At 38.8% G+C, this 13,072-nt stretch carries 9 protein-coding genes; 8 read left to right on the top strand and 1 reads right to left on the bottom strand.

Features of this window, described 5'->3' with window-relative positions; genetic code table 11:
- The 6 genes from E1176_RS20745 to E1176_RS14395 form a co-directional block, all read left to right on the top strand.
- A partial coding sequence (locus tag E1176_RS20745) for a tyrosine-protein phosphatase (protein ID WP_222933153.1) occupies window positions 1–717 on the top strand: 717 nt, incomplete at its 5' end.
- Window positions 714–1,694 (top strand): SDR family NAD(P)-dependent oxidoreductase, encoded by a 981-nt coding sequence (locus E1176_RS14415; RefSeq protein WP_155211338.1) that lies wholly within the window; start codon window positions 714–716, stop codon window positions 1,692–1,694. The genes E1176_RS20745 and E1176_RS14415, both read left to right, overlap by 4 nt.
- A 60-nt stretch (window positions 1,695–1,754) precedes the next feature.
- On the top strand, window positions 1,755–3,161 hold the full coding sequence (locus E1176_RS14410; RefSeq protein WP_155211337.1) for a tetratricopeptide repeat protein: 1,407 nt from the start codon (window positions 1,755–1,757) through the stop codon (window positions 3,159–3,161).
- Entirely contained in the window at window positions 3,161–3,931 is a 771-nt protein-coding gene (locus E1176_RS14405; RefSeq protein ID WP_155211336.1) for a phosphosulfolactate synthase, read from the top strand. Before E1176_RS14410 ends, E1176_RS14405 begins: the two co-directional genes overlap by 1 nt.
- A 5-nt stretch (window positions 3,932–3,936) precedes the next feature.
- The gene (locus E1176_RS14400) at window positions 3,937–4,875 is read left to right on the top strand and encodes a DUF368 domain-containing protein (RefSeq protein WP_155211335.1); all 939 of its coding nucleotides are present in this window, start codon (window positions 3,937–3,939) and stop codon (window positions 4,873–4,875) included.
- A complete protein-coding gene (locus E1176_RS14395) occupies window positions 4,875–5,615 on the top strand; it encodes a shikimate dehydrogenase family protein (protein WP_155211334.1) in 741 nt (246 codons plus the stop codon). The genes E1176_RS14400 and E1176_RS14395 overlap by 1 nt, the downstream gene beginning before the upstream one ends.
- Here E1176_RS14395 and E1176_RS14390 read toward each other — a convergent pair.
- Window positions 5,604–6,224, bottom strand: coding sequence for a 4'-phosphopantetheinyl transferase family protein (locus E1176_RS14390; RefSeq protein ID WP_155211333.1), 621 nt, complete (start codon window positions 6,222–6,224; stop codon window positions 5,604–5,606). The two genes, E1176_RS14395 and E1176_RS14390, sit on opposite strands and share 12 nt — an antisense overlap.
- Window positions 6,225–6,446: 222 nt before the next feature.
- Here E1176_RS14390 and E1176_RS14385 point away from each other — a divergent pair, with 222 nt between their 5' ends.
- Window positions 6,447–12,425 carry a type I polyketide synthase gene (locus tag E1176_RS14385; RefSeq protein ID WP_155211332.1) on the top strand — a complete coding sequence of 1,993 codons (5,979 nt, stop codon included), beginning with the start codon at window positions 6,447–6,449 and terminating at the stop codon, window positions 12,423–12,425.
- A 3-nt stretch (window positions 12,426–12,428) separates the two neighbouring features.
- Window positions 12,429–12,875 carry a lipocalin-like domain-containing protein gene (locus E1176_RS14380; RefSeq protein WP_155211331.1) on the top strand — a complete coding sequence of 149 codons (447 nt, stop codon included), beginning with the start codon at window positions 12,429–12,431 and terminating at the stop codon, window positions 12,873–12,875.
- The last annotated feature ends 197 nt before the right edge of the window (window positions 12,876–13,072 follow it).

The following is a 13,072-nucleotide window of genomic DNA, read 5'->3' as shown; positions in this document are numbered from 1 at the left end:
AAAAAAAAAGAGAAACCTCCCGTAATTCCTCTTTCTACAGATTTACATTCTCACCTTTTACCAAATCTGGATGATGGAGTTGACTCATACGATGAGTCATTGTTTATTATCGAATCACTAGCAGAGATGGGCTATAAGAAGCTCATTACGACTCCTCATATCATGCAGGATTTCTACAACAATTCTGTAGAGTCTATCAACGCCAAAATGACTGAACTCAGGTCCATTCTTAAGGAAGAGGGTATTGATATGCAGGTAGAGGCTGCTGCTGAGTACTATCTGGATGATCACTTGATGCAGATCATAGATGACGAGTCTCAGGAGTTATTACTATTCGGTAATAATTACATGTTATTCGAAACGTCATTTATGAACCAGCCTTTTTATCTCAATGAATTTATTTTTAAGGCTAAATCCAGGGGAATAAATCCGATATTGGCACACCCAGAGCGTTATGCGTATATTCAAAGTAATCCTGATTTAATCGATGACTTAATAACCCGAGGTGTTTACTTGCAGCTAAATATTAATTCTATTACCGGTTACTACTCAAGACAGGTAAGAAAAATGGCAGAACGTATGATAGATAATAAGAAGATTCATTTCTTAGGTAGCGATTGCCATAATAAGAATCATTTGCAGGTAATGCAGCGATCTGTAAATGAAAAGTATTACACAAAAGCACTTAGACTCCCACTACTGAATAATTCATTATGATACTTGTTACAGGTGCTACCGGCTTTTTAGGCAGTTTTATTTGTAGAAAGCTACATCAGCAAGGCAAGGAATTTATTGCTCTAAAGAGAGCCTCCAGCAAGTTAGACCTACTCAGTGACATTAAAGACCAAATTAAGTGGCATGAGGGAGATGTTACCGAAATAAATACCATAGAAGAAATTATTGATCAGGTTGATACTGTTATTCACTCTGCTGCAGTGGTTTCTTACCATGCTTCCGACAAAGACCTAATGGATGAGGTTAATATTCAAGGCACAAAAAAGCTTATCGACCTGTGCCTTATTAATGATATTAAGAAATTCATTCACATTAGCAGTGTAGCAGCGCTTGGTAGAAACAAACACGAAGGTAGGGTTGACGAAAAGACTAAATGGCAAAATTCAAAGTGGAATACAAACTATGGGGAATCTAAGCACTTTGCAGAACTGGAAGTTTGGAGGGGTATTGTAGAAGGTCTTAATGCAGTCATTCTTAACCCATCTGTAGTTTTGGGGCCGGGTGATTGGGATCGAAGCAGCTCTACAATTTTTAAATACGTTTGGAAAGAAAAGCCATTTTATACAGAAGGCCTTGTAAATTATGTAGATGTTAGAGATGTAGTCTCTGCAGTAATGTACTTACTTGACCATCCTGACAAATATGGTGAACGCTATATTCTAAACGCAGGCAATGTTACATTTAAAACTTTGTTTGATGAGATCGCCAAACGTTTTAATAAGAAAGCCCCATCAGTAAAAGCTAAACCTCAGCTCGTAAAACTTGGCTTGTTTGCCGAATGGATAAAATCTTTTTTCTCAAACAAAAAGCCTATGATTACGCGAGAAACCGCCAGATTAGGCAATAGTCAAATTTACTTTGACAACACAAAGGCGGTGAAAGAACTAAATCATACCTTTGCCTCGTTAAGTGATACACTTGACTGGACGTGTGCATATTATTTAGACAATAAAATCTAAATCTCCTTGTTACTTATTAAGGAGAATTGTTTAAATTCATTAAACTTCGAAGGTGTTTGAATGGCAGGAAATTTTAAGAAAAAGAAGGAAGAAAACGAGCTCATCAATAAGTTTGAAGAACACATAAAAAATAAAGCCTCTCACTTTTTTGACCTCGAAAACTTCGACTTCATTATACATTATTTTTTAGAACGGGGCAGGTATAATAAGGCACTCTCAGCTGTAAACCTGGCGATAGAACAATACCCCTTTTCTACGGAGCTCATTATCTCAAAAGCTCATATCTTAAGCAACTTACAGGATTATGATCAAGCGCTTGATTTACTCGAGCAGGCTGAATCATTTCAACCTAATGATGCAGAAATATACTTTTTAAAGGGCTCGATTTTTTCTCTCAAGGGCAACTACATGGATGCCATTGAAGCTTATGAGAAAAATTTAGTCTTTGCTGAAGATAAAGATGAGACCTATTACAGCATTGGTCTGGCATACCAGAGCATGGATATGTACGATGAGGCAATTGATGCTTATAAAAATACTATTGAGATAAATATCTATCATGATGGCGCGCTGTATGAACTGGCTTATTGTCTGGACATTAAAGGCGAATTAGAAAGTAGCATCTCCTACTACAAGCAGTTTATAGATGCAGATCCATATTCTCAGGCAGCATGGTACAACCTGGGCATTGTTTATAACAAACTGGGTAAGTATGAAGAGGCCATCCAGGCATACGAATATGCAGTTGTAATTGAAGAAAACTTCTCTTCGGCATATTTTAACATGGGCAATACTTATTTGACCATGGAAGCTTTTACTAAAGCTTTGGATGCCTATAAAAAAACCCTTGATATTGAGGGGGCCAGCCCTGAAGTATACTGCCAACTCGGCCTCACTTACGAAAAAATGGAGCAGTACGAGCTTGGCCTTAAGTACTTTCAAAAAGCAGCTAAGCTAGATACATTATATCACGAAGCATGGTTTGGGGCTGCCGAGTGCCTTAAAAAGCAGGAAAAATGGCATCAATCGATTCATTTTTACAACAAGGCTCTTAAGCTTGATAAAGAAAATTATAATTATTGGAAAGCTGTTGGCGATGCAGAATATCAGGTAGGAAATGTAATAAGCAGTACCGATGCCTATCAGGAAGCCAATAAACTCAACCCTGAAGACATTGAAATCTGGCTTAATTGGTCATTTATTTATTACGAACAGGGAGAGTACGAAAAGGCTATAGACCTGATGATCAATGCTTTAGAAGAGAATCCTGACGATGCAGAATGCTTTTACAGACTTACAGCTTATCTTATAAGTGCGGGGAAATACCAAGAAGCCTTTAATTATTTAGAAAATGCCTTAATTTTGGACTTCGAAAAACACGAAGTGCTATTTGAGTTCTTTCCAAAACTCGAAACTCAAAAGGCTCTCTATAAAATTATTGATCAATATAGAAAAGACAATTCCTAATGAATTATAGCTTGAATAATATTCCTGAGCGAACTCAAAAGCCCAGGCAATACGGTTTTACTATGGCCATGGATAAAGGCCTGAGCATCAGAGAAGTAGAAGACTTCATAGACGCTAGCGGTCAATACATCGACATAGTAAAATTTGGATGGGCAACATCCTATGTCACCTCTAACCTAAAAGAAAAAATTAAGGTATATCACGATGCTGGTATCCCGGTTTATTTTGGGGGCACTTTATTTGAGGCATTCATTATAAGAAATCAGTTTGACGACTACCGCAGAGTGCTAGACAAGTATGACCTTAAATACGCAGAAGTTTCTGATGGCTCTATCGAGTTAGATCATGATAAAAAATGCGACTATATCAGTAAGCTTTCTGATCAGGTAACTGTACTGTCTGAAGTGGGGTCTAAAGACGAAGAAAAAATTATCCCTCCTTACCAATGGATTAAACTTATGCAGGCAGAACTTGATGCAGGTGCCTGGAAGGTAATTGGAGAAGCTCGCGAAAGTGGAAACGTTGGCCTCTTTAGATCATCCGGTGAAGTGAGATCTGGTCTTGTTCAGGAGATTTTGACTAAAATACCTTTTGAAAAAATTCTATGGGAAGCTCCTCAAAAAACACAGCAGGTATGGTTTATAAAACTACTCGGAGCCAATGTAAACCTGGGTAACATTGCGCCAAATGAGGTAATTCCTTTAGAAACCATTCGTTTAGGGCTGAGAGGAGATACTTTCAATCATTTTCTTTCACAAAACGGTAATTAAGATTTATGTCTGGCTTTAAAAATAGCCTATTGCTATACCTCAAAGGTGTAGGAATGGGAGGTGCGGATGTGGTTCCCGGTGTGAGTGGTGGAACAGTGGCCTTTATTACAGGCATTTATGAAGAACTATTAGACTCGATTAAAGCCGTTGATATCGAAGCATTTAAACTCCTTTTTTCATTTAAACTAAAGGAGTTTTGGGAAAAAATAAATGGTAGCTTTTTGCTACCATTATTTCTTGGGATTTTGACTAGTGTTTTTTCATTAGCTTCCCTTATGCATTATTTGCTCAACAACCACCCAATATCGGTGTGGTCCTTTTTCTTTGGGCTAATCATTGTTTCTTCAATATTAGTTCTTCGAGAAACAAAGAAATGGCATATCATAAATGTAATTGCCATTATAGCAGGTACAGCAATTGCCTATTTTATTACGGAAGCGACTCCAACAACCACTCCTGATTCGTATTGGTTTGTATTTTTAGCAGGGGCTATAGCCATTTGTGCCATGATTTTACCTGGTATTTCGGGTGCGTTTATATTGCTTATTTTAGGTAAGTATGCCTACATCACTGCAGCGATTAGCGACATAGATATAGCCGTGCTTTTGGTTTTTGGCGCAGGTTGTATTCTAGGATTATTGACTTTTGCCAGAGGTGTATCCTGGTTGCTTCACAGGTATCATGACATAGCGATAGGAGTACTTTCAGGTTTTATGATAGGTTCTCTCAATAAAGTTTGGCCATGGAAAATACCAACAGCCTTTAGAATAAACTCTGATGGAGAGCAAGAAGCTTACCTGACAAAAAACGTTTTACCTGGAGAATACTTCAGACAGCTGAATGAAGACCCTATGGTGTTCAAAGCCGTCCTTTTTATGGCATTGGGTATCTTCATAGTAGTGGCAATTGAGAAAATCGCAAGTTATAAAGCTGGTCCACACTGATGCCTCGGTTTGGTCTCATAGGTAAGAAATTAGGACATTCCTTTTCAAAGAAGTACTTCTCTGAAAAATTTAACAATCTTGGCCTTGAAGATTATTCATACGATCTTTTTGAATTAGAAAATATTCAGGAGGTTGAGGCATTATTCCAGATGGATAATCTCAAAGGCTTTAATGTTACCGTACCTTATAAAGAGCTCATCAAACCTCATCTCGATCGGTTCGACAAGAGTGCTAAAATGGTAGGTGCGGTAAATGTAGTAAATATCGAAAATGGAGAGAGGGTTGGTTATAATAGCGATTATTATGGTTTTATGACATCGCTGAAAAATTGGCTCGATCTAAACATCGACTATCAGGCTTTGGTTTTAGGATCAGGTGGGGCCTCAAAAGCTGTTACTTCTACCCTAACCAAAATGAAAATTCCATTTGGAATCATTTCACGGGATAAAACCAAAGGCGATTTGACTTATGAGCAATTGCTGAAGAATGCTTCATTTATACAAAATCACAATCTTATAATCAACACCACACCTGTTGGTATGTCTCCTCTGGAAGATAATTCTCCTTCAATTCCGTACGACTATCTCAATGAAAAGCATTGGTTGTATGACCTGGTCTATAACCCAGAAATGACATTATTTATGAAAAAAGGCGATGAGCAAGGGGCTAAAACAAAAAATGGCCTAGAAATGCTTCATCTGCAAGCAGAAAAATCATGGGAGATTTGGTCAAAGCCTTAATTGCTCGACTTTAACCTTAGGTTCGATAGTACTACACACGCAAGTCTTATAGCCAGTGGCCAAATTAATATATTGTAAAAACCATTTCTGATTTTTATCTTCTACAATTGCCACTTCTTCATCGATTTGTATCTTTTTGGGAGATAAATAAAAGCCTCGCCCATCTGCTTTCATCACACTCTCTTTAGCAGTCCAGATTTGAAAAAACTCATCTAAAACATCATTTGCTGCTTTGAGCCGCCTTTGATCTGCCTCATTAAACTCAGCACTGAGTTCATTCACATCAATTTCTCGTATAAACTCTACATCTACGCCAACATCGGCTATATCACTTAAAACCAATACAACAAGTCGCTCAGAATGGCTTATTGAAAAACTGATACCCTCTACATGAGGTTTGCCCTTCTCATCATAGTAAACAGAATCTAATGACTTACCCATTTTGTCGAGTGCCTCTATGAGTAAATTTCGGCCTGCGAGGAACCGTAACTTGTCAGAAATAAACTGATATTCGGAAGCTTTATCAAGGTGATTTTGAGGAAGATTTTGAGTCAATTTTTGTTCTTCTTTGACTTCATCATCCCCGATTAAATAGTAAATAAGCCTCATTTCCTTACTTTTTTATCAGGGTAAACCCTGAGACGTATTTGTAAATTTTGCTCGACATCCTCAGGTACGCTTAAACAAAACACTCAAATAAATCATTTTTGGCCGATTTTAACTCATAAAACACTGATTTTCAGATATCAGAAATCGCCCTGATTTATTAGGCATGCATACTTAAGAACTTAGCATCGCAATCTAAAATTTTTAAAACCTAACCACAAAATCATGTCTAAAGAACCTATAGCGATTGTTGGTATGTCTTGCCGCTTCCCTAAGGTAAACAACCTTCAAGAATTCTGGGCTTTATTATCTCAAGGAAAAGACACTATTGATACCATCAAAAGATGGGATATCGAAGAGTATTATAATCCTGATAAATCAGCAAAGGATAAAACCAATCAACGTCATGGATCTATGTTTGAAAAGATTGATGACTTTGATCCATTATTTTTTAACATATCGCCTGCAGAAGCAGCTGAAATGAGTCCATCTCAAAAGCTGATGATGGAACTTACCTGGGAGTGCCTGGAAAGCAGCAACATTCCTTTTGAAAAAGTAGCAGGTAAAAAGATAGGTGTTTATGTCGGTAACATATGGAGCGACTTTGAACATCACAGAAAGCACAAACATGCAGAAGTAACCAGCCACTCTGCCGTTGGTCAGTCTGCAAATATTATAGCCAACCGTATTTCTTTCTTTTACGGTTTTTCAGGACCTAGTCTGGTAGTTGACACAGGCTGCTCATCATCTCTTGTAGCATTACATCTGGCTTGCCAGAGTCTTTGGGATGGTAGTATAGAGCAGAGCATCGTGGGTGGTGTAAATCACATGTTAGACCCGGACCAAAATGTATTATTGTCGAAGTTTGGCGGGTTATCTGTAAAAGGAAAGTGTAGCACATTCGATGCAGGAGCGGATGGTTTTGTAAGAGGCGAAGGAGGCGGAATCATTCTACTCAAAAAACTTTCTGATGCAGAAAGAGACGGTGACAAAATATTTGCTGTAATAAGAGGTACAGCTTTAAATAATAATGGGTACAATCAAAATTTACCTGCTACGAGTGTGGCCGGTCAACTAGATGTGCTCAATGAAGCTTATCAGGATTCTGGAATAAACCCAGCTGATGTACACTATGTAGAAGCACATGGTACGGGCACAAAATTAGGAGACCCGACTGAGACTAAAGCTTTGGGCACATTCTTTAGTAAAAACAGAAAGCGACCATTGCATGTAGGGTCTGTAAAAACAAATATCGGACACCTTGAAGGTGCGGCAGGTATGGCAGGACTTATCAAATCCGTGCTTGCCATTAACAATAAACAACTACCAAAAAACTTAAACTTCAATACTCCTAATCCTGAAATTGATTTTGAAAAGATCAATGTCAAGGTGCAGGCCGAGCACTCTGAGTGGCCGGTTGAAGGAGACGAAACCATGAAGGTAGGTGTAAACTCATTTGGGTGGGGAGGCACTAATGGCCACACAGTAATTGAAGAGTATCGCCCTGCAAGCAAAAAGGAAGAAACAAATTCTCATGACAAGCACAGCAAACATGTTTTGCCAATCTCAGGCAGATCTGAAAAGGCTTTGCTAGATTACGTGAAGTCTTACAAGCATTTTCTCACTAATCATTTAAATGGGAAAATGGAAGATTTTATAAGTACGAACATAGCTTCAGCGATAAGAAAGCCTGCTTTTGATTACAGAAAGCTATTTGTGGCTAACAATAAGCTTGACATGATCGCTCAGCTGGAAGAGTACCTACGATCAGGTTCTCCAGACAGCACAGTGGTAGAAAAGCCTAAAGTTGCTTTCATTTTTCCTGGACAAGGCTCGCAGTGGCTGGGCATGGGCCAGGGCTTGTACATAAAAGAACCTGTATTTAAGCAAGCCATCGATGAGTGCGATGCCGCATTCGCTAAATATTGTGATTGGTCTTTGATATCGCAGCTTAACGCCTCAGAGGAAGAATCAAGATTAAACGAAATCGATGTGATACAACCGGCACTTTGTGCCATGCAAATCGCATTAGCCAGATTATGGCAATCATTTGGTGTTACTGCAGATGCAGTTACAGGACATAGTATGGGAGAAGTTGCTGCGGCACATATCTCAGGTAGTATTTCTTTAGATGAAGCTGCCAGAGTGATTTGTACTCGAAGCAAACTGATGAAAACTGTAAGTGGCACCGGTGGCGCTATGGCAGTAACAGAACTGACCGTTCCAGAAGCCGAGGAAGCGATCAAACAGTATCCCGGACTTTCTATTGCTGTAAATAATAGTCCCAAGTCTACAGTACTTGCGGGCGATCAATCTCTTATATCAGATTTGCTTGATGAACTTGAAAAACAAGGAAAGTTTTGCAGACAGGTAAAAGTAGATGTTGCTTCTCACAGTGCTCAAATGGAGCCATTAAAAGCTAAGCTAGCTGTTGCTTTACAAGAAGTAAATCCTGTAAAGAATACAACTAAATTATACTCAACAGTTGAAAATAAATTAATCGAAGGTGAAAGTCTTAATGCTGGGTACTGGGTAAACAATTTAAGAAATGGTGTTCAGTTTGCCGGTGTTATGGAGCAGCTTATTGCTGATGGATACAATGTATTTATTGAAGTAAGCCCTCACCCGGTACTTACCACCGCTGTAACCGAGTGTCTCGATGCATACAACGGTAGTGGCGTGACTTCTGGTACTCTATACAGAAATAAGCCAGAGGTAGTCGAGTTTTACTCGAGCTTAGACTCACTGTACCAACAAGGGCTAAATATTGATTGGAATCAGAAATATGATAATCCGACAATACCGACATTGGCACTACCTGCATATCCATTCCAAAGATCTACTTATACACTGACTGAGCGCAAAAACGCACAAAAGACTAGTAAGGAAGGTCACCCATGGGTGGGCAAAGAATTAAAACTAGCTCAGCTTGATGGTTATCATTTTTGGGAGGCTCATATTGGCATAGAGGAGTTCCCTTATTTGACAGATCACGCTGTATCTGGCAAGGTGGTTTTACCTGGGGTAAGCTATGTTGAAATGCTGACAACAGCCTTAAGACAATTGACTGGTCAGGAAGCCGTTAGCTTTAGAAATCTACAGTTTAAGTCTGCCATAACACTCGAAGAAGGACAGGAGGCTCATGTTCAGTTAAAAATTTCGACCGATAAAAAGAGTTTTCAGTTTTATCAGCAAATAGATGGAAATTGGACAGAAACTGCATGTGGTTCTTTTTCAAATCAAACAACAAACGCTACAGAAACGCACAAAATTGATTTCATAGCTGCTACTTCTAAAGAGAACTATTACCAACAATTAGAAGGTCTGGGACTACAATACGGCAATTACTTCCAGGGTATTGAAGGTATCACGGTATCAGGAAATGATGTTTATGCTAATGTTACAGTACATCAACAACTCGTACACAGCCTTGGAAAATATCAATTTCACCCTGCTGTGTTAGATGCATGTCTACAAACGCTTTTTGCTAAGCACACTAACTTTGAGAAGGACGTTACATGTAGCACATATCTTACTGGTATAGATGCTATTGAAGTTTTTAAACCCATGTGGTTTAGCAATGAGTTGAAGGTACACACCACTATCACCAAAGAACAAAAAACTAATGATGGCCAATGTGATGAAATCTCAGCTAACGTTATAATTACAGATAGCAGTGGTGAGGTTTTGGTAAAGTTGACTCAGCTAGCAGGTAAAATCTTTAGGTTTAATGACAATGAAGAAGATCAGGCAAACTGGTATTACAAAACCAACTATGAGAAGCTTGCTCTAAGCACTGGAAAAGGCAAAAGCAAATCAATTTTGGTTATTGAAGCAGAAGAGGCACCTCAAACCTCCGAATTTGCTGAAAGACTTACAGCAGCTGGTCATAAAGTAGATCTTCTGAGCATGCGTTCTGAGGGTCTGAAAAGCATGGAAGACTATAATGCTGATGAAGTAATATTTTTTGCTCTCAGCAGGTTTGCCAGTGATACTGTAAAACTTGAAAGGGCTTCTGCATTAAATTTCTTAGAAGTTGTAAAAGCATTAGAAGGATACAAATCTGACAAAACACCTCAGTTGACCGTGGTTACCAATGGTACAGCCCCTGTTGAGAGTGCTCACATCAACCTGTCGCAGGCTGGTTTAGTCGGACTTAGCAAAGTAGCCTTCAACGAGGTTTCTCAATATGAGGTAAAACATCTCGACTTGAGTTATACACCTAATCCTCAGGAGTTAAATACACTAGCAACGCTTATTGGAAATCCAATAGCAAAAGAAAAAGAAATAGCTATTAGAGGTAATTCGATTTTTGCACAACGGTTAGAAACGTACAGTCCTGATGTATATGATTTGCAAAAGACTAAGTTTTCATCCATTGGTACCTATGTGGTTACCGGCTATAAAGGAATCGCCTTCTCTATGGTAGAATGGATGTTTGAATGTGGTGTGCGTAATTTCTGCCTCATCAGTCGATCAACCACTCTTGATGATTTATTGCAGGAAAAAATACACGCTCTAAAAGGAGCAGGTGCAAGAATAAGCATCGAAGCTTGTGACGTAAATGATTACAACACACTTGACGCACTCTTAAAGAAAGTAAATAAAGAGAGACCAATAAAAGGCATAGTACATGCCGCAGGTCTTATAAAGGCGCAGCAACTGGTTGAAATCGAAGAGAAAGATCTGGATTTTGCCATGGACGCTAAAGTGCAGGGTGCCTGGAATTTGCATAGAATTTCTAGTTCATTTAACCTTGATCACTTCGTGCTATTCTCGTCTGCATCGAGTTTATTAGGCCTTACTGGCCAGGCAAGCTATGTAGCTGCAAATGCTTCATTGGATGCACTTGCACAGTTTAGACAAAAACACAACTTGCCTGCTAATAGCATCAACTGGGGTGTAATGAGTGATGTAGGGATGGTAGCTTCCGGAGAAAATCTGGAAAAATTCGCTAAGGCAGAAGGGTTTGAAGCTACACCTATGCATGAGGCTGTTTCTGCTTTGAGTAAGGTGTTTGATCAAAACCATACCAATCTCGGAGTATTTAAAATTGATACAAATCAGGCAGCTGAGTACTTCCCGGCATTAGGTGCAAGCAATTATTTTAAGCCTGTAATCACCGACAATGACAATGCCAACGATGGGCAAAGTTTATTGAAAACGATGCAGATTTTACCGTCAAATGAGGACCGACTTGAAGCTATCGAACTTCACATAAAGAAACTGACGGCTGGTATTATCAAAATGGCTGAAAGTGATTTATCAACTAAATCGAAGTTTAAAAGTCTCGGTATCGATTCGCTCATGGCCGTTCAGTTTAGAAATAAGCTTGAAAAAGCACTTGAGGTAAAGCTGTCTGTTACAGAAATTTGGGAACATCCTACTATCGCAGAATACTCTCAATTTCTTTTAAATAAGCTGTTTGGCGGAGCAAATGAAAACCATAAAAAAGGTGAGAAACAACCGGTAATTACTGTGGAAGAAGCTACAGATAGCACAAAAATTCAGCTTATCTGTTTCCATGATGCGGGTGGTAGTGCGGCCTTATATGATGACTGGAAGGACTTTATCGATGAGAAAATACAGTTAGTGACTGTAGAGCTTCCAGGTAGAGGTAAGTCGTCTTCAACAGCACCTTTAAATAAAATGGGCGAAGCAATTACCAAGATCACGGATGCTTTGCTACCTGTAATCGATAAACCTTTTATGTTTATGGGTCACAGTATGGGAGGCCTCATAGCTTTTGAAGTAGCCAGAGAGTTACGAAGAAGACATGCTACGCTTCCGGTAAAAATGTTCGTTTCTTCTACTCCTCAGTTATCTGCATATGATAAAACTACGTTAGATCCTAATGCGACAGATGCACAATTAGAAAAGAGATTTCTATACTTGAGCAATACAGCAGATCCGGAGTTAAAAGCTATCCTTATCAAGCAGTTAAGAGGTGATCTAAATTTGATTAGTAGCTATAAATATGATTTTGAGCCTCCTTTAGACCTCAACATCATCGGCATACATGGCGTAAATGACGAAACTGTAAGTACTGCGCAAATGAGTGCATGGAAAAATGAAACTACTCTAAACTTCAAATTGATAGAAAGAGAGGGCGACCATCATTATTTGAGAAATGATGTAGACTTTGTAACTGAACTAATTAATAAAGAAGTAATAAACCCGACTACTAAAACAGTTGAAGTTTAAGCTATGAGTTTACTTGATAATAAAATCACGGAAGAAATAATAGGTACATGGGAGTTAGTCTCATGGACCTATAACGGACCCAATGGAGAGGTTGTAGATTACTTTGGCACCAGCCCAACAGGGGTGCTCATGTATACAGAAAGCGGTTATATGAGTGTGCATATCGCAAAAGAAAACAGAAAAAAGTTTAAAAAAGATGGCATGTACGATGGTACGTCTGATGAGATCGTAGATGCCTTTAAAACATATTTTGCGTATTTCGGCACTTATGAGGAAGAAGAGCCTGGCACCTTTGTACATACAGTACTTGGCGGCACCTTCCCCAACTGGCTTGGCAATACAGAGAGACGTTTCGGAAGAATTGAAGGTGACAGATTGATACTTTCTACACCACCAATCGAAACGGGCGATCAGGAGATCATTTTTAACGTAGAATGGCGCAAAGTCTGAATTGTAAGACTTGTGAGTTTGAAGTAAGAAATTAAGCGATTTTAAACAAACTGATATAAAATGTAGAATAATATTAAAACAGCTTTTTCCCAACCGTTCAGGGTAGTTCACTGAATATTGATTATCAGGCATTTATATCGTGTAGAACCTATAATAGAAAGTTTTATTACATAACTGCTTAGGAGGTAATTATAAAA

This window comes from Fulvivirga aurantia, from assembly GCF_009711475.1.
Taxonomy (GTDB): domain Bacteria; phylum Bacteroidota; class Bacteroidia; order Cytophagales; family Cyclobacteriaceae; genus Fulvivirga; species Fulvivirga aurantia.
Note: the sequence above shows the minus strand (reverse complement) of the source record. Positions and strands in the feature narration are given on the sequence as shown.

What these genes read in the sequence shown, in the direction of transcription:
- E1176_RS14380 (WP_155211331.1), top strand. Translation starts at nt 12,429, where the DNA reads ATGAGTTTACTTGATAATAAAATCACGGAAGAAATAATAGGTACATGG.
- E1176_RS14415 (WP_155211338.1), top strand. Translation starts at nt 714, where the DNA reads ATGATACTTGTTACAGGTGCTACCGGCTTTTTAGGCAGTTTTATTTGT.
- E1176_RS14390 (WP_155211333.1), bottom strand. Translation starts at nt 6,224, where the DNA reads ATGAGGCTTATTTACTATTTAATCGGGGATGATGAAGTCAAAGAAGAA.
- E1176_RS14385 (WP_155211332.1), top strand. Translation starts at nt 6,447, where the DNA reads ATGTCTAAAGAACCTATAGCGATTGTTGGTATGTCTTGCCGCTTCCCT.
- E1176_RS14410 (WP_155211337.1), top strand. Translation starts at nt 1,755, where the DNA reads ATGGCAGGAAATTTTAAGAAAAAGAAGGAAGAAAACGAGCTCATCAAT.
- E1176_RS14395 (WP_155211334.1), top strand. Translation starts at nt 4,875, where the DNA reads ATGCCTCGGTTTGGTCTCATAGGTAAGAAATTAGGACATTCCTTTTCA.
- E1176_RS14400 (WP_155211335.1), top strand. Translation starts at nt 3,937, where the DNA reads ATGTCTGGCTTTAAAAATAGCCTATTGCTATACCTCAAAGGTGTAGGA.
- E1176_RS14405 (WP_155211336.1), top strand. Translation starts at nt 3,161, where the DNA reads ATGAATTATAGCTTGAATAATATTCCTGAGCGAACTCAAAAGCCCAGG.